Raw genomic sequence first — 22,834 nt, forward strand, 5'->3', positions numbered from 1 at the left:
CAGAAAGGGCCGAAACCTGGAGAAACGTGCACTATCCCGGCAGTAATAGAGAAAATCAGAGCTTTTTACTCCCTTGGTATGGTACTTGCTTTTCGGCCCGGCCTGAGAACCACCGCAGGGACAGCCTCGTACCCCAGGGGGGTACTTAGGGGGGAACGCCCTAAGCGGGTTTTGGTTTCTTTTGACCGGGCAAAAGAAACCCCCAGCGGGTAGCGTCCCCACCAGGCTGGCAAGCCTGAACTAATCTATGGGAAAACGGGGTTTCCCTCCCCAGAAGGAACCCCCTTTTTCACCCCCGCATAGACTGGGTCAAAATCTCTCATCCAGAGGTGTTGACCCATGAAACTTGCCCCTTTGCTGGCCGTGCTCGGCCACTCCTGTGACCAGGATGTGGACATTTCCTCCCTCTCCTGCGACTCCCGTACCGTCACCCCCGGCGCCCTCTTCGTGGCCATTCCCGGCGAACACGCCGACGGCACCCAGTACATCCCCCAGGCCGTGGACCGGGGGGCCGCCGCCGTGGTCTCCCCCGTGTCCCTGCCCTGTCCCGCCCCCCTCTTTGTGGTGGAGGACCCCCGGGACGCCCTGGCCCACCTGGCCGCCGCCTTCTACGGCCACCCCGCCAAGAGCCTCACCCTCATCGGCATCACCGGCACCAAGGGCAAGACCACCACCGCCCACATGGTGCGGGACATTCTTCTAGCTGCCGGGCACACAGCGGGGATGATCGGCACCATGGGGGCATACATAGGGCGGGAGACGTGGGCCGACTGCCCCAACACCACCCCGGACCCCCTGCTCCTCCACCGCCTGCTCCATGATATGGTGGAACAGGGGTGCACCCATGTGGTGATGGAGGTGTCCTCCCAGGCCATGAAACACCGCCGGGTGGCGGGGCTCACCTTCGCCGCCGGGGTCTTCCTCAATCTCTCCCCCGACCACATCGGCCCCGGGGAGCACGCCGACTACGCCGAGTACGCCGCCTGTAAGGCCGCCTTCTTCGCCCAGTGCGCCGGAGCGGTGGGCAATGGGGAGGACATGGCCTGGCCCCAGATGGCCGCCCAGCTGCCCCCAGAGGCCCCGGTGGCCACCTTCGGGTTCTCCCTCACCTGCGGGGTGCAAGGGGGCACCGTGGCCCCCATAGAGTCCCCCAGCGCCCTTGGAAGCCGCTTCACGGTGGCGGACTGTGACACCCCCTATACCATCCCCCTCCCCGGGCGGCACCACGTCCAGGACGCCCTGGCGGCGGTGGCGGTATGCCGCCAGCTGGGTCTGCCGGAAGAGGCCATCCGCCAGGGGCTGGAGGAGGCCGCCGTGCCCGGGCGGGCCCAGGTGTTCCCCAATGACCGGGGAATTCGGGTGGTGGTGGACTACGCCCATAACGCCGCCAGCTTCCGGGCCATTTTGAGCTGCCTCCACTGCTACCCCCACGGGAACATCATTGTGGTGTTCGGGGCCGGGGGCAACCGTCCCCCCATGCGGCGGCTGGACATGGCCCAAGTGGCGGCGGAACTGGCAGACTGCGCCATCGTCACCACCGACAACCCCCGGTGGGAGCCGGTGGAGGACATCTGCCGCTCCATCACCCAGGCCCTGGGCCGTCAAATCCCCTGGGAGGTGATCTACGACCGGAGAGAGGCCATTTTCCGGGCCCTGGACCTGGCCCAGCCCGGAGATATGGTGGCCCTGCTGGGCAAGGGCCACGAGGGGTACATTGAGACCTGTGGGCTGCGCCTGCCCTTCTCCGAGTGGGCGGTGCTGGAGGAATACTTCCACAAAAACCCCTGAGGGGTGTGGAAGTTTCGAAGGAAAACAGCGGCGGGTGGAGTTCTTCCACCCGCCGCTTATCTGTCTCGCTTCGTCAATATCCAAAGTTGCTGTAGTCGATCATGGCCAGATCAATGGAGTTAAAGTCGTCCTGGGAGGGGGTCCAGATGTTCCCGTCGTCCTCAATCTGCACGGTGAAGGTCTCCGCCTCCCCGTTTCCGGTGTTGGGCAGCTCCTTCTCCAACAGGTCCACGATCTTCTCGGCGTACACCGCGTCGATCTCCTGGTACTCCTCCTCGCTGAGGGCCTCCAGCTGCTCCTGGGTGGTGATACCCCGGTCGGAGAGAATCTGGTCAAAGATGGCCTGGAAGTCATCCGAGGTCACCTTGGTCATGAGATCAATGGGGCGCACCGTCACCTCCACGGCGTAGTTTCCGCTGTCCAGCTTGGTGGCAGCCCCCACGGTGTAGTCGCTGTGGCTGTAAATCTCCTTGTACAGCTCAGTCAAACGCTGGGTGATCTCCTCGGTGGGGTAGTCAATGAGGCCAATGCCGCTTTCAAAGAACTCCACCTCCACCTGGATGCCCTCTTCGTACTGCTGTTGGGCCTCCTCCTCGGACAGCTCCATTTCGGTCTGATAGTCCTTGTTGAGCTTGCCCAGGTATGTCAGGTCCAAATAGCCCTGGACATAGCCCTCCATGCGGCTCTTCTCGCTGCCCAGGTTCAGGCTGATGCTGCCGCAGGCGGTGAGAGACAGGGCCAGTACCGCTGCCCCGGCCATGGCCACCCATTTCATACGCTTTTTCATGATGACGCCCCCTTTTCTTCCCAATTCTCACAACAGAAGGCGGAGAAATCCGTCCTCTTTTTGTCAGTATAGCACAAAAGCGCCCCCTTGTACAGATGCAAAAAAGCCTGGGCCCACGAGAACTCGTGAGTCCAGGCTCTTTTTGTTCTAATACGGTAGCCCGTATTCCATTACACCAGCTGGATGATGGCCATCTCGGCGGCGTCGCCGCGACGGGGACCCATCTTCAGCACACGGGTGTAACCGCCATTGCGGTCGGCGTACTTGGGGCCGATCTCGTCGAAGAGCTTCTTAGCCACATCCTCCTTGGTGATGTAGCTGAGCACCTGACGGTAAGAAGCCAGGTTGTTCTTCTTAGCCAGGGTGATCATCTTCTCGGCAATGGGGGCGACCTCCTTAGCGCGGGCGTAGGTGGTCTTGATCTGACCATTCTCCAGCAGGTAGGTGGTCATGGCGCGCAGCATGGCGCGGCGCTGATCGCTGGTCTTACCCAGTTTACGGTTCTGAGCCATTTTTAACACTCCTCCGACCTCGCGTTGCGAGATCTCATTCAAATTCGTTCTGGCACCCGGATGGGGACACTTGCGTGTGGGTGAGGAGGAACGTTACATACCCTCTACCCTGCCTCCAGTGGGCCCCCGTGGATTTCTCCACGGGGAATCCTCACATTTTTTAGTTTTCCTCGCTGGCCAGGGACAGACCCATCATCGCCAGCTTGTTGATGACCTCTTCCAGGGACTTGCGGCCCAGGTTGCGCACCTTCATCATCTCGTCCTCGGTCTTGGAGATCAAGTCCTCCACGGTGTTGATGTTGGCGCGCTTGAGGCAGTTGAAGGAACGGACGGACAGGTCCAGCTCCTCGATGGTCAGCTCCAGCACCTTATCGCGCTGGGTCTCAGCCTTCTCCACCACGGTGGACTTGGAGCCCATGGTCTCAGAGAGATCGGTGAAGAGGGTGAAGTGGTCCAGCAGGATGCGGGCGCCCAGGGACACGGCGTCCCGGGCGGAGATGGTGCCGTTGGTCCAGACCTCCAGGGTCAGCTTGTCGTAGTCGGTGGCGTCTCCCACGCGGGTGTTCTCCACGGTGTAGTTGACCTTGCGCACAGGGGTGTACACAGAGTCCACGGGAATGACGCCGATGACCGTCTGAGCATTCTTGTTCCGGTCGGCGGTGACGTAGCCACGGCCCTGGGACAAGGTCAGCTCCATGTTCAGAGTGGCATCGGGGCCCAGAGTGGCGATGTGATGCTCAGGATTGAGAATCTCCACATCGCTGTCGGCCTTGATGTCACCAGCCGTCACGACCCCCTCACCGGAGGCCTCGATATAGACGGTTTTGACCCCTTCGCTGTACAGCTTGGCAATGATGCCCTTGATGTTCAGAACGATCTGGGTCACGTCCTCCTTCACCCCGGGGATGGTGGAGAACTCGTGCTGGACGCCGGCGATTTTCACCGTGGTCACTGCGGTGCCGGGCAGAGAGGACAGAAGGATGCGGCGCAGGGAGTTGCCAATGGTGGTGCCGTAGCCCCGCTCCAGAGGCTCTACGACATACTTGCCGTAGGTCTCCTCACCCACGTTTTCGATGCACTCAATGCGCGGCTTCTGAATTTCTACCATATCGTGAATACCCTCCTTTTACTGTGGCGTAGCTTCCAAAACGGTTGCGAACTGCTTGAGTTGAGGGTGACGATTACTTGGAGTACAACTCCACGATCAGGTTGACAGCGACCTCGAAGTCGATATCCTCACGGGTGGGCATGGCCACGACCTTGCCCTGGAGGGGGGCGTTCTTGGTCTTCTCCAGCCAAGCGGGAGCGGCCACGAACTTATCCTCCTCCACCAGCTTCTTGAACTTGGCGGAAGAACGGCTCTTCTCGCACACGGCGATCTCCTCGCCCACCTTCACCAGGTAGGAGGGGATGTTCACGCGCTTGCCATTGACGGTGAAGTGGCCGTGGTTGACCAGCTGACGGGCCTCGCGGCGGGTGCTGGCCAGACCCAGACGGTACACCACGTTGTCCAGACGGCGCTCCAGCAGGGTCATCAGCTCGTCGCCGGTGTTGCCCTTCATGCGGGCGGCCTTCTCGTAGTAGGAACGGAACTGCTTCTCCAGCACGCCGTAGATGAACTTCACCTTCTGCTTCTCAGTCAGCTGCAGAGCATACTCGCTCTTCTTGCTGCGGCGCTGGGGGCCGGGGTTCCGGTTGGACTCCTTATTCACGCCCATGGTGGCGGGAGAGATGCCCAGGGTTCTGCAACGCTTCAGATAGGGCTGCATATTCTTAGCCATATTGCTTTTCCTCCTTCCAGATTACACGCGGCGGCGCTTGGGGGGACGGCAGCCGTTGTGGGGCACGGGGGTCACGTCCTTGATCAGGGTGACTTCCAGGCCCACGGCCTGCAGAGCCCGGATGGCGGCCTCACGGCCCTGGCCGGGACCCTTGACGTACACCTCAACGCTCTTGAGGCCGCACTGCTCGATGGCAGCGTTGGCGGCAGTCTCAGCAGCGGTCTGGGCGGCGAAGGGGGTGGACTTACGAGAGCCACGGAAGCCCATCTCGCCGGAGGAAGCCCAGGACAGGGCGTTGCCCTGCATGTCGGTCACAGTAACCATGGTGTTGTTGAAGGAGGAACGGATGTGCACCTGACCCTTCTCCACGTTCTTGCGCTCACGACGGCGCTTGATCACTTTCTTAGCAGTAGCCATGTGTCTAATCCCTCCTTACTTCTTCTTGTTCGCCACAGTGCGCTTGGGACCCTTGCGGGTACGAGCGTTGGTCTTGGAACGCTGGCCGCGGACGGGCAAGCCCTTGCGGTGACGGACACCACGGTAGCAGCCGATCTCGGTCAGACGCTTGATGTCCATAGCCACATTCCGGCGCAGGTCGCCCTCCACCACGTAGTCGTGGCTGATGATCTCACGCAGCTTGGCCTCATCGGCGTCGGTGAGGTCCTTCACGCGGGTATCAGGGTTAATGCCAGCCTTCTCCAGAATCTTGGTAGCGCTGGTACGGCCAATGCCGTAGATATAGGTGAGTCCGATCTCGACTCGCTTCTCCTTAGGCAGATCAATGCCTGCAATACGTGCCATATTCTCCTTGCCCCTCCTTTAACCTTGTCTCTGCTTGTGCTTGGGGTTTTCACAAATGACCATTACTTTGCCCTTGCGCTTGATGATCTTGCACTTCTCGCACATGGGCTTGACAGACGGTCTTACTTTCATATCGGTTAACCTCCTGTGAATGCCTGATGGCCCCGAGTTGGGCGGAGGCAAGGCCCCGGCCCTTCTCGGTCGTGTTATCTCTTACTTGCTTCGCCAGGTGATGCGACCCCTGGTCAGGTCGTAGGGCGACATCTGTACGGTGACCTTGTCGCCGGGCAGGATGCGGATGAAGTTCATGCGCAGCTTGCCGGAAATGTGGGCCAGGATGATGTGTCCGTTCCCGATGTCCACATTGAAAGTCGTATTGGGCAGGGCCTCGGTGACGACGCCCTCCAGCTCGATCATATCGTCCTTCGCCAAAGCTTCATACCTCCATTTCGTCCCGGATGGCCGCCAACGCCGCCCGCAGCTCGCGGTTGCGGACAGGTTCGCCGGCCCGGACTTTTTCGATGGTTGGGTGGTGAAACTCTCCCACGCACTGAACGTGCTTGACGTTTTTGCGCTTGGGGTTCTCCACCCGCCGCCGCTTCCCATCTGCCAGCAGCACGAAGCTGCCATCTAAGGCCAGGACACAGAACAGCTGGTCCTTGTCGTGGCCGCTGAGGGAGCGCACGATTTGGGCTTGTTGGAAACTCATGTCACATCTCTCCGCATTGGGTGAGAATCTCGACCTCTCCGTCGGTGATGAGTACGGTGTTTTCGTAATGGGCCGCCAGAGAGCCGTCCACCGTCACGGTGGTCCAGCCGTCCTTGAGCACCTTTACCTGCCAGTCACCGGCACACACCATGGGCTCCACGGCAATGGTCATGCCGGGTTGGAGCCGGGGGCCGTGGCCAGCGGGACCGTAGTTGGGCACCTCGGGGGCCTCGTGGAGTTTCGCGCCCACACCGTGGCCAACGAAGTCGCGAACGACCGAGTAGCCGAAGCTCTCCACATACTTCTGAACGGCATGGGAGATGTCGGACACTCGTTGGCCGGCCTTGGCGTGCTTCATGCCTTCCCAGAAGCTCTGCTGGGTGACCTCGATGAGGCGCTGAGCCTCTTCGGAGATCTTCCCGCAGGGATAGGTGGCAGCACAGTCGCCGTGGAAACCATCGATGCAGGCACCCACGTCTACGCTGACGATGTCACCCTCTTTCAGCACCACCTTCTTGGAAGGGATGCCGTGGATGACCACGTCGTTGACCGAGATGCAGGCAGATCCGGAGAATCCGCCGTAGCCCAGGAAGGAAGGTTTCGCTCCCTGGCTCTCGATGAACTTGCGTACCGCGGTATCAATGTCTAAGGTCGTCACGCCGGGGGCCACCATCCGCCCGGCCAGCTCTCTGGCCTGGGCGGCGATGCGGCCCGCGCGGCGCATTGCGTCCAGCTCTCTGGACGACTTGAGCGTAATCAGCTCCATCGTTTAGATCCCCAGAGCCTTCTCGATGACCTCAGTGGTGGCCTCGATGCTGGACTGATTGTCCACAGAGCAGAGCAGATTCCGCTCAGCATAGAACGCCTTGAGAGGCTCGGTCTCGGCATGATAGACCTCCAGGCGGTGCTGGACGGTCTCGGGCTTGTCGTCGTCCCGCAGCTCCAGGGTGCCGCCACACTTGTCGCACACGCCCTCCACCTTGGAAGGAGCGTTGACCACGTGGTAGGTGGCGCCGCAGGAAGCGCAGAAGCGGCGGCCGCTCATGCGCTTCTTGATCTCCTCGTCGGAGATCTCGATGGACAGGACGTGGTCGAACACCACGCCGGCCTGCTCCAGAGCCTCAGCCTGGGCGATGGTGCGGGGCACGCCGTCCAGAATGTAACCCTTAGAGCAGTCATCTTGGGCCAAGCGCTCAGCCACGATGCCGATGATCACCTGGTCGGGGACCAGTTTCCCGGCGTCCATGTAGCTCTTGGCCTCCAATCCCACGGGGGTGCCGTTCTTCACGGCAGAGCGCAGGATGTTACCAGTGGAAATGGTGGGGATCCCCAGCTTTTCGCTCAAGATAGCGGCCTGAGTACCCTTACCGGCGCCAGGGGCGCCCAGCATAATCAGCTTCATCTCGTTCACCTTCTCCAATTACTCCAGGAAACCCTTGTAGTGACGCATCATCAGCTGAGCCTCCAGAACCTTCACGGTCTCCAGGGCGACGCCCACCACGATGATGATGGAAGTACCGCCGATGGCCAGGCTGTTGCCAGCGGAGCTGCCAAAGGCCAGCATGATGTTACCGGTGATGGCGGGCAGCAGGGCTACCACAGCCAGGTAGATGGCGCCGAACATGGTCAGGCGATTGATGACGCGGGCCAAGAAGTCAGCGGTGGGCTTGCCGGGACGGAAGCCGGGCACGAAGCCGCCGTTCTTCTTGAGGTTGTTGGCGATCTCCACGGGGTTGAACTGAATGGTGTTGTAGAAGTAGCTGAACACGATGATCAGCAGGAAGTACACCACGCAATAGATCAGGCCGTTGGAGTCAAACACCTTCAGGAAGGTGTTCCAGCCAGAGCCCTCGGTCTGAGCAGAGGGCACGAACATGCCGATGGTGGCGGGGATGGAGGCGATGGCCTGAGCGAAGATGATGGGCATCACGCCGGACATATTCACCTTGATGGGAATATGGCTGGACTGACCGCCGTACATCTTGCGGCCCACCACCCGCTTGGCGTACTGCACGGGCACGCGGCGCTCGGAGTTGGTGATGAACACGATGAACACCACCAGCAGCAGGATACCCACCAGAATCAGGGGGATGAACGCGGGGTGCAGGGAGGCGGTGGTGGTGCTGGTGGAGCCGGAGGCCCACACGCGCACGCCGTTGATCATGGAGGAGACCATGTGGGGTCCCCGGGCAATGATACCGCCGAACAGGATGATGGAAATACCGTTGCCCACACCGAACTCGGTGATCTGCTCGCCCAGCCACATCAGGAAGGCGGAGCCGGCGGTGAAGGCAAAGATGATGACGAAAGCGGGCCACAGGCCGTCAGCCACCAGTTCGTAGTAGCTGATGAGCTTGTAGTAGCCAAAGGCCTGAAGCAGGGCGATGGCCACAGTGGCGTAGCGAGTGATGGCGGCGATCTTCTTCTTGCCCTCCTCGCCCTCGTCCCGGGCCATCTTCTCCAGAGCGGGGATGGCGATGGTCAGCAGCTGCACAATGATGGAGCTGTTGATATAGGGCTGGATGGACAGAGCGAAGACGGTAGCCTGAGCAAAGGCGTCGCCGCTCATGACATTGAGCAGACCAAAGATACTGGAAGACTGAGAGGCCATGTAGGTCTTCAGAGATTCGGTATCAATGAAGGGGACGGGAATGGCAGAACCAACCCGGAAAATCAGCAGAGCAAAGATGGTAAACAGCAGCTTGTTGCGCAGCTCTTGCACCTTCCAGGCACTACGGATGGTCTGAATCATGTCAGATCACCTCCGCTGTACCGCCTGCCTTTTCGATCTTCTCTTTCGCGGAGGCGGAGAACGCGGAAGCACGCACGGTGAGCTTCTTGGTGATCTCGCCGTTGCCCAGCACCTTAACGCCGTACTCGCACTTGGAGAGGATGCCCTGCTCCAGCAGGTCGCAGACGTTGACGGTGGCGCCATCCTCGAACTTGTTCAGAGCGGAGACATTGATGGTCTCCAGACGCTTGGCAAAAATGTTGTTAAAGCCGCGCTTGGGCAGACGACGAGCCAGAGGCATCTGGCCGCCCTCGAAGCCCACACGGACACCGCCGCCGGAACGAGCCCACTGACCCTTGTGTCCACGGCCGGCAGTCTTGCCGTTACCGGAACCGGGGCCGCGGCCCTTGCGCTTGCCCACCTGAGTGGAACCAGCGGCGGGAGAGAGAGTATGCAGATTCATGTTGGGCACCTCCTTAGGCGTTCTCGGTGACCTGGAGCAGGTAACCGATGGCGGCAATCTTGCCGCGGGTAGCAGCGTTGTCGGGCTGCACGGTCACATCGCCGATGTGACGCAGGCCCAGAGCCTCGGCAGTGGCCTTGTGCTTGGCCAGACGGCCGTTCAGGCTCTTGACGAGCTTGATTTCAATGTTAGCCATAGTCGTGAGCCTCCTTAACCGATGATTTCTTCCACGCTCTTGCCGCGGATACGAGCGACTTCAGCGGGGCTGCGCAGAGCCTTCAGGCCAGCCATGGTGGCAGCCACCACGTTCTGGGGGTTGTTGGTGCGCAGGCACTTGGCACGGATGTCGGAGACACCCGCGGCCTCCATCACAGCACGCACGGGGCCGCCGGCGATGATACCGGTACCCTTGGATGCGGGCTTGAGGAGCACGCGGCCGGCGCCGAACTCACCGATGACCTCGTGGGGAATGGTGGTGCCGGACAGGGTCACGGTCACCATGTTCTTCTTGGCATCCTCGATGCCCTTGCGGATGGCCTCGGCCACCTCAGCGGCCTTGCCCAGGCCGTAGCCGACCTTGCCCTTCTCGTCGCCCACAACAACCAGGGCGGAGAACTTGGCCACACGGCCGCCCTTGACGGTCTTGGAGACGCGGTTGAGGTACACAACCTTCTCTACGAACTCCTTGGGTTCTTTCTCAAAACGAGCCATACTTTCTTCCTCCTCCCTTAGAACTGCAGGCCGCCCTCACGGGCGCCCTCGGCCAGAGCCTTCACGCGGCCGTGGTACAGGTAGCCACCACGGTCGAACACAACAGCCTCGATGCCCTTGGCACGGGCGCGCTCGGCAATGGCCTCGCCCACCTTCTTGGCAGCTTCGCAGTTGCTGCCGGAGCCTTCAAAGCCCTTCTCCAGGGAAGAAGCGGAAACCAGGGTCACACCCTTGGTGTCGTCGATGATCTGAGCATAGATGTTGGTCTCGCTGCGGAACACATTCAGACGGGGACGCTCGGAGGTGCCGGACACCTTACCACGAACGCGCTTATGACGATGCAGGCGCTGAGCCTTAGTGTTGGGTCTGTTAATCATAATCGGCACACCTCCTTAATTACTTCTTAGCACCGGTCTTACCAACCTTGCGGCGGATGACCTCGTCAGAGTACTTAATACCCTTACCCTTGTAGGGCTCGGGGGGACGCTTCTCGCGGACCTTGGCAGCGAACTGGCCGACCAGCTGCTTGTCGAAGCCTGCGATGATGATCTGGTTCTGGTTGGGAACCTCGATGGTGATGCCCTCGGGAGCCTCCATGATGACCTGGTGAGAGAAGCCCAGGTTCATCACCAGCTTGCCGCCCTCCAGAGCCACACGGTAACCTACGCCGTTGACGTCCAGGGACTTCTTGTAGCCCTCGGTGACACCCACGATCATGTTGTGCACCAGGGTGCGGGTCAGACCGTGGAGGGCACGGTTCTCCTTCAGATCGTTGGGACGGGTGACGGTGATGACGCCGTCAGCCAGAGTGATGGTCATGTTGGGGTGGAACTGCTCCACCAGGGTGCCCTTGGGGCCCTTGACGGTGACCACGTTGTTGTCAGCAATGCTTACCTCCACGCCGGCGGGGACGGCGATAGGAGCTCTACCAATTCTAGACATTCCTATACCCTCCTTACCAAACGAAAGCCAGGACTTCGCCGCCGACATGGGCCTCGCGGGCCTTCTTGTCGGTCATGACGCCCTTGGAAGTGGACACGATAGCAATGCCCAGGCCACGGAGCACGCGGGGCAGCTCCTCAGCGCCAGCGTACACACGCAGGCCGGGCTTGGACACCCGGCGCAGACCAGTGATGGCCTTCTCCTTGCCGGGCTGCACATACTTCAGAGTGATGCGGATGACACCCTGGGTACCATCGTTGATGGTCTGGAAGTTCTTGATATAGCCCTCGTCCAGCAGAATCTGAGCGATGGCCTTCTTCATGTTAGAAGCAGGAACATCCACGGTGTCATGCTTTGCGTTGTTCGCGTTGCGGATGCGAGTGAGCATATCCGCAATGGGATCGGTGATTTGCATGATTTTTACCTCCTATAAAATTTACGGGCTTGATGCCCGTACAGGCGGAAAGGTATCGAAGGCTAGGTTGGTTCCTCCGACCTTTTGTCCGTCTTTTCCCACGCTGGGGGTCTCTTTTACCATTGGCACGGTGGCCAACGATTTATTATAACATGCCCATAGGCGGGGGTGCAACCCCCCGCCTGGGACTTGTTATCCAAATTTTTCTCCGGTATTCGACCGTTTTGCGGCAAATTACCAGGAGGCCTTCTTCACGCCGGGAATCTGGCCCTTGTAGGCCAGCTCGCGGAAGCAGATACGGCAGATGCCGTAGTCCCGGAGGTAAGCGTGGGGGCGACCGCAGATCTTGCAGCGGTTGTAGCGGCGGCTGGAGAACTTGGGCTCAGCCTGCTGCTTGAGAATCATAGACTTCTTAGCCATAGCTGGTTTCTCCTTCCATTAACCGTTGGTGGTGAAGGGAGCGCCCAGGAGAGTCAGCAGCTCCTTGGCCTCCTCGTCCGTCTTAGCAGTGGTGCAGATGACGATGTCCATACCACGGATCTTGTCGATCTTATCGTACTCGATCTCGGGGAAGATCAGCTGCTCCTTCAGGCCCAGGGCGTAGTTGCCGCGGCCATCGAAGGCGTTGGGGTTGATGCCACGGAAGTCACGCACACGGGGCAGGGCCACGTTGAACAGACGATCCATGAACTCCCACATCTTGTCCTGGCGCAGGGTGACCTTAGCGCCGATGGGCATGCCCTCACGGAGCTTGAAGTTAGCCACGGACTTCTTGGCCCGGGTGATGACGGGCTTCTGGCCGGTGATGGTGGCCAGGTCGTTGACCACGCTCTCCAGCACCTTGGCGTTGTCGCGGGCCTCACCACAGCCCACGTTCACCACGATCTTGTGGATGCGGGGGATCTCCATGGTGGACTTGTAGCCGAACTTCTGCATCAGAGCAGGAGCGATCTCGGCATTGTACTTAGCCTTCAGATTGGGGTTAGCCATTTTCTATACTCCTCCTCTTTCTCAGATTTCAGCGCCGCAGTGCTTGCACACGCGCACCTTCTTGCCGTCCACGATCTTGTGGGCGACGCGGGTGGCCTTGTTGCACTTGGGGCACACGGTCATAACCTTGCAGGCGTAGATGGGGGTCTCCTTCTTGACGATGCCACCCTCCTCGCCCTGACGGCGAGCCTTCTGGTGACGGGTAGCGACGCTGACGCCCTCCACGACCACCTTGCCGGCCTCGGGGTTGACGGACAGGACCTTGCCCTGCTTGCCCTTGTCCTTACCGGACAGGACAACCACGGTATCGTTCTTCTTTACGTTCATACTCATACCTCGTAACCCCCCTCTTACAGCACTTCGGGAGCCAGGGACAGGATCTTCATGTAGTCCTTGTCACGCAGCTCACGAGCCACTGGGCCAAAGATACGGGTGCCGCGGGGGTTCTTGTCGTCGCGGATGATAACGGCGGCGTTGTCGTCGAAACGCACATAGCTGCCGTCGGCACGGCGCACGCCGCGCTTGGAGCGGACGATAACGGCCTTGACCACTTCGCCCTTCTTCACGGTGCCGCCGGGAGCGGCCTTGCGTACGGAGGCGACCACCACGTCGCCGATGTTACCAAACTTGCGCTTGGAGCCGCCCAGTACGCGGATGGTCTTGATCTCCTTGGCGCCGGTGTTGTCGGCAACCTTCAGATAGCTTTCTTCCTGAATCATACTGGCACCTCCTTCTTACTTCGCCTTCTCGATGATCTCAACCACGCGCCAGCGCTTGTCCTTGGACAGGGGGCGGGTCTCCATCACACGAACACGGTCACCTACGCCGCACTGGTTCAGCTCGTCGTGAGCCTTCAGCTTGTAGGTGCGCTTGACAATCTTCTTATACAGAGGGTGGGCCACGCGGTCGGCGATGGCGACCACCACGGTCTTATCCATCTTATCCGAAACCACCAGGCCGACTCTGGTCTTACGAGAAGAGGTTCTCACTTCGCTCATCGTTTACTCCTCCTTATCGGCCCTGCTGCTCACGCAGGATGGTCTTGACTCGGGCAATGTCTTTCTTAACCTCTGCGATGCGGATGGGATTTTCCAGCTGATTGGTGGCGTGCTGAAGACGGAGGTTGAACAGGTCCTTCTTCAGCTCCACCAGCTTGGTCTCCAGCTCGGTTGCGCTCATCTTACGGACTTCGTTAGCTTTCATCTTCATTCACCACCATTCGTCTCTTTCTTGATAATCTTGCACTTGACAGGCAGCTTGTGGCTGGCCAGACGGAGGGCCTCACGGGCGACCTCCTCGGAAACGCCGGCGATCTCGAACATGACACGGCCGGGCTTGACAACGGCAACCCAGTACTCGGGAGCGCCCTTACCGGAACCCATTCGGGTACCCAGGGCCTTCTTGGTCACGGGCTTGTCGGGGAAGATCTTGATCCAGACCTTACCGCCACGCTTGGTGTAACGGGTCATGGCCACACGGGCGGCCTCGATCTGGTTGCCGGTGATCCAAGCGGGCTCGGTGGTCACCAGGCCGAACTCACCGTAAGCGATGGTGTTGCCACGGGTGGCGACGCCGGTCATACGACCACGGTGCACGCGGCGATATTTCACTCTCTTAGGCAGCAGCATTACTGGGCGCCTCCTTCCTTAGCAGCGGGACGGCCCTGGCGGTTGCCACCATTGCGGTTGAAGCCGCCCTGGCGACGATCACCACCGTTGCGGCGATCGCCATTGCGGCGGTCACGACGGGGGCGCTGCTCACGCTCTTTGTAGTTCTTGGTGTCGATGGTGCGGGGAGTGGTGCGCAGGGTCTGAGTCAGAACCTCGCCCTTGTAGATCCACACCTTGATGCCGATGCGGCCATAAGTGGTGGCAGCCTCAGCAAAGCCGTACTCGATGTCGGCACGCAGGGTCTGCAGGGGGATGGTGCCGTCGTGGTACTGCTCGGTGCGGGCGATCTCAGCGCCGTTGAGACGGCCGGAAGCCTGCACCTTGATGCCCAGGGCGCCCATGCGCATAGCGCGGCCCATGGCGTTCTTCATCGCGCGGCGGAACGCGATGCGCTTCTCCAGCTGCTGAGCGATGTTCTCAGCCACCAGCTGAGCGTTGGTGTCCACGTTCTTGACCTCAACGATGTTGAGAGCCACGGGCTTGCCCAGCTTCTTCTCCAGCTCCACGCGCAGCTTCTCGATCTCCTCGCCGCCCTTGCCGATGACGACACCGGGACGGGCGCAGTGCACATAGATGCGGATCTTGGCGTTGTCACGCTCGATCTCGATCTTGGGCACGCCGGCGGAGTAGAGCCGCTTCTTCAGATCGCGGCGGAGATTGTAGTCCTCAACCAGGAGGTCGCCCACTTTCTCATTGCGGGCATACCAACGGGAGTCCCAGTCTTTGATGACGCCCACGCGAAGGCCGTGGGGGTTAACTTTCTGTCCCATTACTCTTTGACCTCCTTACTTAGCGCTCTTTGACCACAACGGTCACGTGAGAAGTTCTCTTGTTGATGCGATAGGCACGACCCTGGGCCCGGGGCATGAAGCGCTTGATGATGGGGCCGGGGGTGGCGAAGGTGGCAGCAACGTACAGCTTCTCGGGGTCCATGCCGTGGTTGTTCTCGGCATTGGCGGCGGCGCTGTTGACCAGCTTCATCAGGGGCTCAGCAGCGGCCTTGGGGGTCAGAGCCAGGATGGCGTTGGCCTGAGCAATGCTCTTGCCACGGATCAGGTCGCACAGAATGCCGACCTTGCGGGGAGAGATACGAATGTATCTCAGTGTTGCTTTAGCTTCCATTCTATCTCTCCTCCTTACTTACCAGTCTTGCTGCCAGCGTGACCCTTGAAGGTACGGGTGGGAGCAAACTCGCCCAGCTTGTGGCCGACCATGTCCTCGGTGACGTACACGGGCACGTGCTTGCGGCCATCATGCACAGCAAAGGTGTGGCCCACGAAGGAGGGGAAGATGGTGGAGGCGCGGCTCCAGGTCTTCAGAACCTTCTTCTCGTTGGCCTTGTTCATTTCGTCGACCCGCTTCAGCAGCTCGGGAGCGCAAAAGGGGCCTTTCTTGATACTTCTGCTCATCTTTTACTGCCTCCTTACTTACCGTTACGACGCTTGACGATGAACTTGTCGGTGGGGTTCTTCTTCTTGCGGGTCTTGTAACCCATAGCAGGCTTGCCCCAGGGAGTGACAGGACCGGGACGGCCCACGGGGCTCTTGCCCTCACCACCGCCGTGGGGGTGGTCATTGGGGTTCATGACGGAGCCACGCACGGTGGGACGCCAGCCCATGTGACGCTTACGGCCGGCCTTACCGATGTGGATGTTGGCCCAGTCGGTGTTGCCGACCTGACCGATGGTGGCCTTGCACTCCTCACGGATGAGGCGGACCTCGCCGGAGGGCAGACGCACCTGAGCCATGCCGTTCTCCTTGGCCATCAGCTGAGCGGCCACGCCAGCGGAACGAACCAGCTGAGCGCCCTTGCCGGGATACAGCTCGATGCAGTGGATCATTTCACCCACGGGGATGTTGGCGATGGGCAGGCAGTTGCCGGGCAGGATGTCGGCGTCGGCGCCGGTCATGATGATGTGGCCGGCCTTCAGGCCCACGGGAGCCAGGATATAACGGCGCTCGCCGTCCTCATACTCGATGAGGGCGATGTTGGCGGAGCGGTTGGGGTCGTACTGCAGGTTGATGACGGTAGCGCTGCCCACCTTATCACGCTTGAAGTCGATGATACGGTACTTGCGCTTGTTGCCGCCGCCGCGGTGGCGGACGGTGATGCGGCCGTAGCTGTTACGGCCGGCGTGCTTCTGGAGCACCTCGGTGAGGGAGCGCTCCGGCTTGGCCTTCTTATCAATGCCCTCGAAGGCGGACACAGTCATGTGACGGCGGGAGGGCGTTGTGGGCTTGTATACGCGAATAGCCATAGTTCAATTTCCTCCTCTTACACCATACCCTCGAAGAACTCGATGGTCTTGGACTCCTCGGTCAGAGTCACAACGGCCTTCTTCCAGCTGGCCCGACGGCCCTCGGGATAACGGCCCATGCGCTTGACCTTACCCTGCATGTTCAGGGTGTTAACCTTCGCCACGTTCACGCCGAAGATCTCCTCGACTGCCTTGGCGATCTCGATCTTGTTGGCGTCCTTGGCGACCTCGAAGGTGTACTTCTTCTCGGTGGCCAGCATCATGGACTGCTCGGTGACGATGGGGCGCTTGATGATATCGTAAGCGGTCTTCATTAGGCGAACACCTCCTCGATGGTGGCCAGCGCAGCCTTGTCGATGATCAGCTGGTTGGCGTTGACAATGTCATAGACATTGATCAGGTTGGCGGGAGTGGTGACCACGCCGGGAATGTTGCGGGCGGACTTGACCACGTTGGCGCAGCTGGTGACAACCACAGCCTTGTCGGCCTCCACGGCGTTCAGGAAGCCCTGGAAGGTACGGGTCTTAATCTCGTTCATGCCCAGGCCGTCCACCACCAGCAGGTTGCCGGAGGCAGCCTTAGCGGACAGAACGGACTTCAGGGCCAGACGCTTCACCTTCTTGTTGAGGGTGTAGCTGTAATCCCGGGGCTTGGGAGCGAACACGATACCGCCGTGGGTCCACTGAGGAGCACGGGTGGAACCCTGACGGGCGTGACCGGTGCCCTTCTGGCGCCAGGGCTTGCGGCCGCCGCCGGAAACCTCGGCACGGGTCAGAGCGCTCTGAGTGCCCTGACGGCAGTTGGCCAGGTGATTCTTGACCACATCGTGAACGACGTACTGGTTGGGCTCGATGCCGAAGATGGACTCGGAGAGCTCGACCTCGCCGATCTGCTTACCGGCCATATCATAAAGGTTAGCTTTAGGCATTTGTCATTCTCTCCTTTCTTACTTGTTACGCGCAGAGGCCTTCTGGGGATTGACACGGGCGGAAGCCTTCTGAGGATTGACGCGGCCAGCCTCGGTGACCTTCTTCTCCATGACCTTCTTGACGGAGCTGCGCAGAGCGACCACGCCGCCCTTGGGGCCGGGGATAGCGCCGCGCACGGCAACCAGGCCCATCTCCTCGTCGACCACCACAACGTCCAGGTTCATCACAGTGACCTGCTCGTTGCCCATCTGGCCGGCGCCGATCTTGCCCTTGAAGATGCGGGAAGGATCGGTGCTGGAGCCCATAGAACCGGCGTGACGGTGCACAGGACCGGTACCGTGGGTATTCTTCAGGGTGTGAGCGCCCCAGCGCTTGACGACGCCCTGATAGCCGTGACCCTTGCTGATGCCGGTCACGTCCACGCGATCGCCCACGGCGAACACGGTGGCGTTGATCTCGTCGCCCACGTTGAGCTCGGCGGCGTTATCCAGCTTGAACTCCTTCAGGACGCGCAGGACCTTGCCGGACTTCTTGCTGTGGCCCACCTCGGGCTTGGACAGCTTGCGCTCGGGAACTTCCTCAAATCCCAGCTGAACGGCGGTGTAGCCGTCCTTTTCCTCGGTCTTCTTCTGCACCACGGTGCAGGGGCCTGCCTGGATGACAGTGACCGGGATGACCTTGCCGGCTTCATCGAAGATCTGGGTCATGCCCAGCTTCTTGCCGATAATGGCCTTTTCCATGTGTATTCCTCCTTAATAAGGTTATTGGTTGAAAAACGTGAGACATTGGGTGCTCATTGGTTTTCCAACATGACCCGCTCACCTCAATTTCAGCGGTGAGCTGCGGGTACAACAAAGTTGTGTGAGAGTCAGTTGTAATGTTGTCACGTTCCAAAGCCTTCGCGACGGCCGCTTTCCCTTCGACTCGCTTTCCAAACTCGAAGTGCTGCTCACTTCTCCTTTGAAACGCTCGCTACGGTCCAAGCTTCCTGCTCCCGGCTTTTCCACGCTTCCTTACAGCTTGATCTCGATGTCCACGCCAGCGGGCAGGTCCAGGCTCATCAGAGCCTCCACAGTCTTGGCAGAGGGCTTCACCACGTCGATCAGACGCTTGTGAGTGCGACGCTCAAACTGCTCACGGCTGTCCTTGTACTTGTGGACAGCGCGCAGGATGGTGACCACTTCCTTCTTGGTGGGCAGGGGGATGGGGCCGGAGACGGTGGCGCCGGAGCGCTTGGCGGTCTCCACGATCTTCTCGGCGGCCTGGTCGATCAGCTGATGATCGTAAGCCTTGAGCCGAATGCGAATCATTTCTTTCTGAGCTGCCATTTGGGTTTTCCTCCTTAATAACATACGAAGTGATGATTGGTCGTCCCTTCGTACGGTGAAAAACTCCGTCCACGTTTCCGTGCGTATCACTCTGGGACATGAATAAAACCGGCACAAAAGCTGGCCGGTTTCACCCATTTCCCGGCGATATACGCCGTGAACTGAGTCTCTCAGCCGCCCGATTCTCGGACATACTCCGCGGAAGTTACCTCGTTTTCACGAGCAATCTCCCGCATCATCGCATAGTGCACCCTTTGCAGGCGCTTGGTTATTGTACTATATACACTTTGTAAAGTCAAGGGAAAATTCAAGTTTTTTCGCTGCAAACTCCGCCAGTTCCCGGGGAAAACCAGGGGGTTTTTGTGTGCAATTTGACCTTTGCTTTTCCGGCCTCCAGGCCCTCAAAACGCCTCCGGCTCTTCGGACGTTTCCGCACCCCATGCGGCGCTGTGGTAGGGGCCGTGGCTTGCCCGGCCCGCTTTGCCGGGGGCCTGTTCTTCTCCCATGTCTCAGGCGCAAACCTGCGCCCCAACGGGGGACGCTCCGCCGGGAGCATTTCCGCCCCCCTGTGGCGCTGGGGTAGGGGCCGCGGCTTGCCCGGCCCGTGGCTACCCTGGTATTGCCCTGGAGGATTCGGGAGGGGCAAGCCCCTCCCCTACGCCCATCAACGCAAGAAATGCACCGATGTTAGGGCTGCCTCAATTAAAATCCGTGCCGCCCAGCGGCACACCACAATTCTTCATTATTCATTCTTCACTATTCATTACCCACAACAGCCGCCGCTGCAACTGCAAGAACTCCCCTGCCCCTCTCTCAGGTGGCTGGGCAGAGAGTCGTCTTCCTCAATCCACTCCTTCTCCACATCCACAATGCGGTACTCCGTCTCCGTGTCCCGGATGACCAGCCGGGAGATACCCGCATTGATGATGAGGCGGCGGCACATGGAGCAGGAGGTGGCCCCGGCCAGAAGGGTGCGGGTCTTGGGGTCCACGCACACCATATATAAGGTGGCCCCCAGCACTTCCCGGCGGGAGGCGGAGATGATGGCGTTGGCCTCGGCGTGCACCGAACGGCACAGCTCGTACCGCTCCCCGGAGGGGATGTTCATGGCCTCCCGGGTGCAGTAGCCCAAATCAATGCAGTTTTTCCGGCCACGGGGAGCCCCGTTGTAGCCGGTGGACACGATCTCGTCATTCTGGACGATGATGGCCCCATAGTGGCGGCGCAGGCAGGTGGAGCGCTCGGACACCGTCTGTGCAATGTCCAGATAATAGTTTGTCTTGTCAATGCGTGGCATGGGACCATCCCTCCATATTTCGTACTGCCTGCCATTATATCAGCCTTTTTTCCGTGACACAACGGTCAAATTCACATTTTGTTTACCGTTACCCCATTGACGTTGCCAAGGGTTGCGATTATCATAATAGTAAACAATACAGCGACGCCTTAGGCTGTCAGGAGGTAAGAACCTGTGATTCGTCAATATCTCAGCCGTTTTATGACTGGCCGCTATGGCATGGACCAACTCAATCTGTTTCTCATGGTCACCTATCTGGTGCTCTACCTGGTGTTTTTCCTCACCGGGCTGTGGGTGCTGGACATGATCGTACTGGTACTATTACTGGTGGTGCTGTTTCGGATGCTGTCCCGGGACATCTACCGCCGTCAGGCAGAAAACACCCGGTTTCTCCAGATTGTCCGGCCCATCCAACATAAATTCCGCACCTTCCGCACCCGGATGAAAGACCGGGAGCACCGTTACTTCAAGTGCCCCAGCTGCGGCCAGCAGATGCGGGTGCCCCGGGGCAAGGGACGCATCACCGTCCACTGCCGCTCCTGCGGGGCCACCTTCGAGGAAAAAAGTTAAAAAAATGGGTCGGACCAAGGTCCGACCCATTTTTTATGGAATTACTTGTTCTGGTTGGGCTGCTTGACCTGCACAGAGTCCTTGGTCATGGGACGGCGCAGCAGGCGGAAGTTGGGCATACCGCCGGCCTCGCACACCCGGCTGACCAGGGTGTCGGCGTAGCAAAACAGCTGCTCGTAGCAGCGCACGTGGAACTCCTTCTTATCGTCGTCGGTGACCTCACCAGTGACCTGGAACAGGCCCACCAGCTCCACAGAGGCGAAGAAACGGTGATCGGGGTTGTCGGTCTTGTCCTTCACGCACTGATACAGCTTGGCCACGCACTTGGTGGAGTCGGCGTTGTACTTGACGGTGAAATTGGAGTTGTTCTCCAGCTGGACCTGCCCAGCCTTGTCCAGCTTGTTGAAAAACTGGAGGTCCTCCAGCTTGTAGGAAAGCATTTGCAAATCTGCCATGGTTGGCACCTCGCCCTTCTTGTTGATTTTTCCTGTGTTCCATTGTACCATAGAGATACCATGGCCGGACGTCTCTGACGCCCCTCGCCTTTGGCGACACTGCCGCTATTGTACCATAACTTGACAGGGTGTGCAACCGTCCTTGTGTAAATTTCTCTCTCTTTTGCACACACGCTCCCTGGCTTTTCGAGGTGATTTTTATGAATGATACCATTGCCGCCATTGCCACCGGGCACCAGGCCACTGCCATCGGCATCCTCCGCCTCTCGGGGCCCCAGGCCATTTCCGCCCTGGACCAGGTGTTTACCCCCGCCCGTGGCAAGCCCATGGCAGAGCAGCCCAACCGCCTGCTGGTGTACGGCACCCTCCACGACGCCCAGGGCAAGGCCCTGGACCACTGCCTGGCCACCGTCTCCCGTGGCCCCCACAGCTATACGGGAGAGGACACCGCCGAGCTGCAATGCCACGGCTCCCCGGTGCTGCTGACCATGGCCCTAGAGGCCCTGTTTTCCTGCGGGGTGCGCCAGGCCCAGGCGGGCGAATTCACCCGGCGGGCCTTCCTGGCGGGAAAAATGGATTTGACCCGCACCGAGGCGGTGGCAGACCTCATCCACGCCGAGACCCAGGGGGCGGTGTATCAGGCCGCCGGACAGCTGGGCGGGGCCCTGGCCCAGGTCATTGAGGACATCTACCACCAGCTCACCGCCCTCATGGCCCACTTCCACGCCGTGCTGGACTACCCCGACGAGGACATCGACCCCTTCGAGGCCCAGGAGATCAACCACACCCTGGGCCAGACGGAGAAACAGCTGGACCAGCTCACCGCCACCTACCAGCGGGGCAAAGCCCTGGTGGAGGGCATCCCCTGCGCCATCGTGGGCAAGCCCAACGCCGGAAAATCCACCCTGTTCAACGCCCTGCTGGGCTATGACCGGGCCATCGTCACCCCCATTGCCGGCACCACCCGGGACACCGTGGAGGAGCGGCTGAATATGGGCGGGGTGCTGCTGCGCCTCATCGACACCGCCGGACTGCGAGACAGCGACGACCAGGTGGAGCAGTTGGGGGTGGAGCGCAGCCGGGAAGCCCTGCGCCGCTCCGAGTTGACCCTGGTGGTGGTGGACGCCTCCCGGCCCCGGGACGAGGAGGAGGAAGAGCTGCTGCGGCTGGCCGCCCAGAACGGCCCCACCATCCTGGTGTACAACAAGGAGGACCTGCCCTCCGCCGCTCCCCTGCCCCAGCCCCCCGCCGGGGTGGAGACGGTGACCCTGTCCGCCCTCACCGGGGACGGCATCGACCAGCTGGAGCTGGCCATTGGCCGCCTGTTCCCCCACGACCCCGGCCTGCGCCCCGGTGCCCTTTTAACCAATGCCCGCCAGGCCCAGGCCGCCGCCCAGGCCCGGGACTGTCTCACCCGTGCCCAGCTGGCCCTCCAGGCCGGGCTCTCCCCCGACGCCGTCCTCACCGATGTGGAAGACGCCCTCCAATATCTGGGCCAGCTCACCGGGCGTGTGGTGCGGGACGACATTACTTCCCAAATTTTCCATCGCTTTTGCGTGGGTAAATGACAGTTTTTGTCACTTTTTAGGGGTTGACACCATATCTATGGATAGCCTTCCACAACTCACACACCATGTGGAAAACTTTGTGGAAGCTGTGGAAGTCTCTCTCACCGGGAAAGGCAGACCGCCTTTCCCG

General features: G+C 60.3%; 38 protein-coding genes. 3 read left to right on the forward strand and 35 right to left on the reverse strand.

The features are described from left to right. Nucleotides 1–339: 339 nt before the first annotated feature. Nucleotides 340–1,788, forward strand: a complete 1,449-nt coding sequence (locus B5F98_RS08480; protein ID WP_087371442.1) for a UDP-N-acetylmuramoyl-L-alanyl-D-glutamate--2,6-diaminopimelate ligase — start codon at nt 340–342, stop codon at nt 1,786–1,788. Nucleotides 1,789–1,861: 73 nt separating this feature from the next. Here the strand turns inward: B5F98_RS08480 and B5F98_RS08485 are convergent, their stop codons facing one another. The 34 genes from B5F98_RS08485 to B5F98_RS08650 form a co-directional block, all read right to left on the reverse strand. Further along, entirely contained in the window at nt 1,862–2,575 is a 714-nt protein-coding gene (locus B5F98_RS08485; protein WP_087371446.1) for a hypothetical protein, read from the reverse strand. 170 nt (nt 2,576–2,745) lie between these two features. After that, complete coding sequence (gene rplQ / locus B5F98_RS08490; protein ID WP_087230477.1) at nt 2,746–3,087, reverse strand: 50S ribosomal protein L17; 342 nt, start codon at nt 3,085–3,087, stop codon at nt 2,746–2,748. Nucleotides 3,088–3,247: 160 nt separating this feature from the next. Then, a complete protein-coding gene (locus B5F98_RS08495) occupies nt 3,248–4,195 on the reverse strand; it encodes a DNA-directed RNA polymerase subunit alpha (protein WP_087230480.1) in 948 nt (315 codons plus the stop codon). Nucleotides 4,196–4,268: 73 nt separating this feature from the next. Continuing rightward, nucleotides 4,269–4,868, reverse strand: coding sequence for a 30S ribosomal protein S4 (rpsD, locus tag B5F98_RS08500; protein ID WP_087230483.1), 600 nt, complete (start codon nt 4,866–4,868; stop codon nt 4,269–4,271). A gap of 21 nt (nt 4,869–4,889) precedes the next feature. After that, entirely contained in the window at nt 4,890–5,285 is a 396-nt protein-coding gene (gene rpsK / locus B5F98_RS08505; protein ID WP_087230488.1) for a 30S ribosomal protein S11, read from the reverse strand. Between the two features lie 15 nt (nt 5,286–5,300). Continuing rightward, on the reverse strand, nt 5,301–5,669 hold the full coding sequence (gene rpsM / locus B5F98_RS08510) for a 30S ribosomal protein S13 (RefSeq protein WP_087230492.1): 369 nt from the start codon (nt 5,667–5,669) through the stop codon (nt 5,301–5,303). Between the two features lie 18 nt (nt 5,670–5,687). Next, nucleotides 5,688–5,801: a 50S ribosomal protein L36 gene (gene rpmJ, locus B5F98_RS08515; RefSeq protein ID WP_006573428.1), complete on the reverse strand. Its 114-nt coding sequence runs from the start codon at nt 5,799–5,801 to the stop codon at nt 5,688–5,690. An 81-nt stretch (nt 5,802–5,882) separates the two neighbouring features. After that, nucleotides 5,883–6,101, reverse strand: a complete 219-nt coding sequence (gene infA / locus B5F98_RS08520; RefSeq protein WP_087230495.1) for a translation initiation factor IF-1 — start codon at nt 6,099–6,101, stop codon at nt 5,883–5,885. Nucleotides 6,102–6,105: 4 nt separating this feature from the next. Then, nucleotides 6,106–6,378, reverse strand: a complete 273-nt coding sequence (locus B5F98_RS08525; protein WP_087371449.1) for a KOW domain-containing RNA-binding protein — start codon at nt 6,376–6,378, stop codon at nt 6,106–6,108. A 1-nt stretch (nt 6,379) separates the two neighbouring features. Then, nucleotides 6,380–7,138: a type I methionyl aminopeptidase gene (gene map, locus B5F98_RS08530; protein WP_087371532.1), complete on the reverse strand. Its 759-nt coding sequence runs from the start codon at nt 7,136–7,138 to the stop codon at nt 6,380–6,382. Between the two features lie 9 nt (nt 7,139–7,147). Next, nucleotides 7,148–7,780: an adenylate kinase gene (locus B5F98_RS08535; RefSeq protein WP_087230746.1), complete on the reverse strand. Its 633-nt coding sequence runs from the start codon at nt 7,778–7,780 to the stop codon at nt 7,148–7,150. Between the two features lie 18 nt (nt 7,781–7,798). After that, entirely contained in the window at nt 7,799–9,130 is a 1,332-nt protein-coding gene (gene secY, locus B5F98_RS08540) for a preprotein translocase subunit SecY (protein WP_087371451.1), read from the reverse strand. Between the two features lies 1 nt (nt 9,131). Continuing rightward, a complete protein-coding gene (gene rplO / locus B5F98_RS08545) occupies nt 9,132–9,572 on the reverse strand; it encodes a 50S ribosomal protein L15 (protein WP_087371454.1) in 441 nt (146 codons plus the stop codon). Nucleotides 9,573–9,585: 13 nt separating this feature from the next. Further along, nucleotides 9,586–9,768, reverse strand: coding sequence for a 50S ribosomal protein L30 (gene rpmD, locus B5F98_RS08550; protein ID WP_087230507.1), 183 nt, complete (start codon nt 9,766–9,768; stop codon nt 9,586–9,588). Nucleotides 9,769–9,782: 14 nt separating this feature from the next. After that, nucleotides 9,783–10,283 carry a 30S ribosomal protein S5 gene (gene rpsE / locus B5F98_RS08555; protein WP_087230510.1) on the reverse strand — a complete coding sequence of 167 codons (501 nt, stop codon included), beginning with the start codon at nt 10,281–10,283 and terminating at the stop codon, nt 9,783–9,785. A 17-nt stretch (nt 10,284–10,300) separates the two neighbouring features. Continuing rightward, entirely contained in the window at nt 10,301–10,660 is a 360-nt protein-coding gene (rplR, locus tag B5F98_RS08560) for a 50S ribosomal protein L18 (protein ID WP_087230513.1), read from the reverse strand. A 19-nt stretch (nt 10,661–10,679) separates the two neighbouring features. Beyond that, nucleotides 10,680–11,225, reverse strand: coding sequence for a 50S ribosomal protein L6 (gene rplF, locus B5F98_RS08565; protein ID WP_087230516.1), 546 nt, complete (start codon nt 11,223–11,225; stop codon nt 10,680–10,682). 13 nt (nt 11,226–11,238) lie between these two features. Beyond that, entirely contained in the window at nt 11,239–11,640 is a 402-nt protein-coding gene (rpsH, locus tag B5F98_RS08570) for a 30S ribosomal protein S8 (protein ID WP_087230519.1), read from the reverse strand. A gap of 234 nt (nt 11,641–11,874) precedes the next feature. Further along, nucleotides 11,875–12,060, reverse strand: a complete 186-nt coding sequence (locus B5F98_RS08575; protein WP_080906393.1) for a type Z 30S ribosomal protein S14 — start codon at nt 12,058–12,060, stop codon at nt 11,875–11,877. An 18-nt stretch (nt 12,061–12,078) separates the two neighbouring features. After that, a complete protein-coding gene (rplE, locus tag B5F98_RS08580) occupies nt 12,079–12,630 on the reverse strand; it encodes a 50S ribosomal protein L5 (protein ID WP_087230521.1) in 552 nt (183 codons plus the stop codon). Nucleotides 12,631–12,651: 21 nt separating this feature from the next. Further along, on the reverse strand, nt 12,652–12,963 hold the full coding sequence (gene rplX / locus B5F98_RS08585; protein WP_087230524.1) for a 50S ribosomal protein L24: 312 nt from the start codon (nt 12,961–12,963) through the stop codon (nt 12,652–12,654). Nucleotides 12,964–12,980: 17 nt separating this feature from the next. Continuing rightward, nucleotides 12,981–13,349 carry a 50S ribosomal protein L14 gene (gene rplN, locus B5F98_RS08590; RefSeq protein ID WP_087230527.1) on the reverse strand — a complete coding sequence of 123 codons (369 nt, stop codon included), beginning with the start codon at nt 13,347–13,349 and terminating at the stop codon, nt 12,981–12,983. Nucleotides 13,350–13,364: 15 nt separating this feature from the next. Continuing rightward, on the reverse strand, nt 13,365–13,628 hold the full coding sequence (gene rpsQ, locus B5F98_RS08595; protein WP_087230530.1) for a 30S ribosomal protein S17: 264 nt from the start codon (nt 13,626–13,628) through the stop codon (nt 13,365–13,367). 13 nt (nt 13,629–13,641) lie between these two features. Continuing rightward, nucleotides 13,642–13,833, reverse strand: a complete 192-nt coding sequence (rpmC, locus tag B5F98_RS08600) for a 50S ribosomal protein L29 (RefSeq protein ID WP_143482197.1) — start codon at nt 13,831–13,833, stop codon at nt 13,642–13,644. 2 nt (nt 13,834–13,835) lie between these two features. Further along, nucleotides 13,836–14,258 (reverse strand): 50S ribosomal protein L16, encoded by a 423-nt coding sequence (gene rplP, locus B5F98_RS08605; RefSeq protein ID WP_087230536.1) that lies wholly within the window; start codon nt 14,256–14,258, stop codon nt 13,836–13,838. Next, nucleotides 14,258–15,070 carry a 30S ribosomal protein S3 gene (rpsC, locus tag B5F98_RS08610; protein ID WP_087230539.1) on the reverse strand — a complete coding sequence of 271 codons (813 nt, stop codon included), beginning with the start codon at nt 15,068–15,070 and terminating at the stop codon, nt 14,258–14,260. The genes rplP and rpsC overlap by 1 nt, the downstream gene beginning before the upstream one ends. A gap of 19 nt (nt 15,071–15,089) precedes the next feature. Further along, entirely contained in the window at nt 15,090–15,422 is a 333-nt protein-coding gene (gene rplV / locus B5F98_RS08615) for a 50S ribosomal protein L22 (protein ID WP_087230542.1), read from the reverse strand. Nucleotides 15,423–15,436: 14 nt separating this feature from the next. Then, entirely contained in the window at nt 15,437–15,709 is a 273-nt protein-coding gene (gene rpsS / locus B5F98_RS08620; protein ID WP_087230545.1) for a 30S ribosomal protein S19, read from the reverse strand. A gap of 14 nt (nt 15,710–15,723) precedes the next feature. Further along, the gene (gene rplB / locus B5F98_RS08625; protein ID WP_087371457.1) at nt 15,724–16,557 is read right to left on the reverse strand and encodes a 50S ribosomal protein L2; all 834 of its coding nucleotides are present in this window, start codon (nt 16,555–16,557) and stop codon (nt 15,724–15,726) included. Nucleotides 16,558–16,574: 17 nt separating this feature from the next. Further along, complete coding sequence (gene rplW / locus B5F98_RS08630; RefSeq protein WP_087371460.1) at nt 16,575–16,871, reverse strand: 50S ribosomal protein L23; 297 nt, start codon at nt 16,869–16,871, stop codon at nt 16,575–16,577. Beyond that, nucleotides 16,871–17,485 (reverse strand): 50S ribosomal protein L4, encoded by a 615-nt coding sequence (rplD, locus tag B5F98_RS08635; RefSeq protein WP_087230553.1) that lies wholly within the window; start codon nt 17,483–17,485, stop codon nt 16,871–16,873. Before rplD ends, rplW begins: the two co-directional genes overlap by 1 nt. 18 nt (nt 17,486–17,503) lie before the next feature. Then, nucleotides 17,504–18,226, reverse strand: a complete 723-nt coding sequence (gene rplC, locus B5F98_RS08640; RefSeq protein ID WP_087230556.1) for a 50S ribosomal protein L3 — start codon at nt 18,224–18,226, stop codon at nt 17,504–17,506. 273 nt (nt 18,227–18,499) lie between these two features. Further along, nucleotides 18,500–18,814, reverse strand: a complete 315-nt coding sequence (gene rpsJ / locus B5F98_RS08645; RefSeq protein WP_087230559.1) for a 30S ribosomal protein S10 — start codon at nt 18,812–18,814, stop codon at nt 18,500–18,502. Nucleotides 18,815–19,577: 763 nt separating this feature from the next. Further along, nucleotides 19,578–20,111 (reverse strand): dCMP deaminase family protein, encoded by a 534-nt coding sequence (locus B5F98_RS08650; protein ID WP_087371463.1) that lies wholly within the window; start codon nt 20,109–20,111, stop codon nt 19,578–19,580. A gap of 174 nt (nt 20,112–20,285) precedes the next feature. On the opposite strand from B5F98_RS08650, the gene B5F98_RS08655 reads away from it, so the two are divergent. Beyond that, nucleotides 20,286–20,681, forward strand: coding sequence for a hypothetical protein (locus B5F98_RS08655; RefSeq protein WP_087371466.1), 396 nt, complete (start codon nt 20,286–20,288; stop codon nt 20,679–20,681). A 41-nt stretch (nt 20,682–20,722) separates the two neighbouring features. Here the strand turns inward: B5F98_RS08655 and B5F98_RS08660 are convergent, their stop codons facing one another. Beyond that, complete coding sequence (locus B5F98_RS08660; protein WP_158096737.1) at nt 20,723–21,136, reverse strand: protein-export chaperone SecB; 414 nt, start codon at nt 21,134–21,136, stop codon at nt 20,723–20,725. Nucleotides 21,137–21,336: 200 nt separating this feature from the next. On the opposite strand from B5F98_RS08660, the gene mnmE reads away from it, so the two are divergent. Beyond that, a complete protein-coding gene (mnmE, locus tag B5F98_RS08665) occupies nt 21,337–22,704 on the forward strand; it encodes a tRNA uridine-5-carboxymethylaminomethyl(34) synthesis GTPase MnmE (protein WP_087371469.1) in 1,368 nt (455 codons plus the stop codon). Nucleotides 22,705–22,834: the final 130 nt, after the last annotated feature.

Origin of the sequence: Pseudoflavonifractor sp. An44 (assembly GCF_002161675.1) — a bacterium.
In the GTDB taxonomy this organism is placed as follows: Bacteria; Bacillota; Clostridia; order Oscillospirales; family Oscillospiraceae; genus Enterenecus; species Enterenecus faecium.

Bases quoted from the DNA above. Each gene is read 5' to 3' on its own strand.
- B5F98_RS08480 (WP_087371442.1), top strand. From the start codon at position 340: ATGAAACTTGCCCCTTTGCTGGCCGTGCTCGGCCACTCCTGTGACCAG.
- B5F98_RS08485 (WP_087371446.1), bottom strand. From the start codon at position 2,575: ATGAAAAAGCGTATGAAATGGGTGGCCATGGCCGGGGCAGCGGTACTG.
- rplQ (WP_087230477.1), bottom strand. From the start codon at position 3,087: ATGGCTCAGAACCGTAAACTGGGTAAGACCAGCGATCAGCGCCGCGCC.
- B5F98_RS08495 (WP_087230480.1), bottom strand. From the start codon at position 4,195: ATGGTAGAAATTCAGAAGCCGCGCATTGAGTGCATCGAAAACGTGGGT.
- rpsD (WP_087230483.1), bottom strand. From the start codon at position 4,868: ATGGCTAAGAATATGCAGCCCTATCTGAAGCGTTGCAGAACCCTGGGC.
- rpsK (WP_087230488.1), bottom strand. From the start codon at position 5,285: ATGGCTACTGCTAAGAAAGTGATCAAGCGCCGTCGTGAGCGCAAGAAC.
- rpsM (WP_087230492.1), bottom strand. From the start codon at position 5,669: ATGGCACGTATTGCAGGCATTGATCTGCCTAAGGAGAAGCGAGTCGAG.
- rpmJ (WP_006573428.1), bottom strand. From the start codon at position 5,801: ATGAAAGTAAGACCGTCTGTCAAGCCCATGTGCGAGAAGTGCAAGATC.
- B5F98_RS08525 (WP_087371449.1), bottom strand. From the start codon at position 6,378: ATGAGTTTCCAACAAGCCCAAATCGTGCGCTCCCTCAGCGGCCACGAC.
- B5F98_RS08535 (WP_087230746.1), bottom strand. From the start codon at position 7,780: ATGAAGCTGATTATGCTGGGCGCCCCTGGCGCCGGTAAGGGTACTCAG.
- secY (WP_087371451.1), bottom strand. From the start codon at position 9,130: ATGATTCAGACCATCCGTAGTGCCTGGAAGGTGCAAGAGCTGCGCAAC.
- rplO (WP_087371454.1), bottom strand. From the start codon at position 9,572: ATGAATCTGCATACTCTCTCTCCCGCCGCTGGTTCCACTCAGGTGGGC.
- rpmD (WP_087230507.1), bottom strand. From the start codon at position 9,768: ATGGCTAACATTGAAATCAAGCTCGTCAAGAGCCTGAACGGCCGTCTG.
- rpsE (WP_087230510.1), bottom strand. From the start codon at position 10,283: ATGGCTCGTTTTGAGAAAGAACCCAAGGAGTTCGTAGAGAAGGTTGTG.
- rplR (WP_087230513.1), bottom strand. From the start codon at position 10,660: ATGATTAACAGACCCAACACTAAGGCTCAGCGCCTGCATCGTCATAAG.
- rplF (WP_087230516.1), bottom strand. From the start codon at position 11,225: ATGTCTAGAATTGGTAGAGCTCCTATCGCCGTCCCCGCCGGCGTGGAG.
- rpsH (WP_087230519.1), bottom strand. From the start codon at position 11,640: ATGCAAATCACCGATCCCATTGCGGATATGCTCACTCGCATCCGCAAC.
- B5F98_RS08575 (WP_080906393.1), bottom strand. From the start codon at position 12,060: ATGGCTAAGAAGTCTATGATTCTCAAGCAGCAGGCTGAGCCCAAGTTC.
- rplE (WP_087230521.1), bottom strand. From the start codon at position 12,630: ATGGCTAACCCCAATCTGAAGGCTAAGTACAATGCCGAGATCGCTCCT.
- rplX (WP_087230524.1), bottom strand. From the start codon at position 12,963: ATGAGTATGAACGTAAAGAAGAACGATACCGTGGTTGTCCTGTCCGGT.
- rplN (WP_087230527.1), bottom strand. From the start codon at position 13,349: ATGATTCAGGAAGAAAGCTATCTGAAGGTTGCCGACAACACCGGCGCC.
- rpsQ (WP_087230530.1), bottom strand. From the start codon at position 13,628: ATGAGCGAAGTGAGAACCTCTTCTCGTAAGACCAGAGTCGGCCTGGTG.
- rpmC (WP_143482197.1), bottom strand. From the start codon at position 13,833: ATGAAAGCTAACGAAGTCCGTAAGATGAGCGCAACCGAGCTGGAGACC.
- rplP (WP_087230536.1), bottom strand. From the start codon at position 14,258: ATGCTGCTGCCTAAGAGAGTGAAATATCGCCGCGTGCACCGTGGTCGT.
- rpsC (WP_087230539.1), bottom strand. From the start codon at position 15,070: ATGGGACAGAAAGTTAACCCCCACGGCCTTCGCGTGGGCGTCATCAAA.
- rplV (WP_087230542.1), bottom strand. From the start codon at position 15,422: ATGGAAGCTAAAGCAACACTGAGATACATTCGTATCTCTCCCCGCAAG.
- rpsS (WP_087230545.1), bottom strand. From the start codon at position 15,709: ATGAGCAGAAGTATCAAGAAAGGCCCCTTTTGCGCTCCCGAGCTGCTG.
- rplB (WP_087371457.1), bottom strand. From the start codon at position 16,557: ATGGCTATTCGCGTATACAAGCCCACAACGCCCTCCCGCCGTCACATG.
- rplW (WP_087371460.1), bottom strand. From the start codon at position 16,871: ATGAAGACCGCTTACGATATCATCAAGCGCCCCATCGTCACCGAGCAG.
- rplD (WP_087230553.1), bottom strand. From the start codon at position 17,485: ATGCCTAAAGCTAACCTTTATGATATGGCCGGTAAGCAGATCGGCGAG.
- rplC (WP_087230556.1), bottom strand. From the start codon at position 18,226: ATGGAAAAGGCCATTATCGGCAAGAAGCTGGGCATGACCCAGATCTTC.
- rpsJ (WP_087230559.1), bottom strand. From the start codon at position 18,814: ATGGCAGCTCAGAAAGAAATGATTCGCATTCGGCTCAAGGCTTACGAT.
- B5F98_RS08650 (WP_087371463.1), bottom strand. From the start codon at position 20,111: ATGCCACGCATTGACAAGACAAACTATTATCTGGACATTGCACAGACG.
- B5F98_RS08660 (WP_158096737.1), bottom strand. From the start codon at position 21,136: ATGGCAGATTTGCAAATGCTTTCCTACAAGCTGGAGGACCTCCAGTTT.
- mnmE (WP_087371469.1), top strand. From the start codon at position 21,337: ATGAATGATACCATTGCCGCCATTGCCACCGGGCACCAGGCCACTGCC.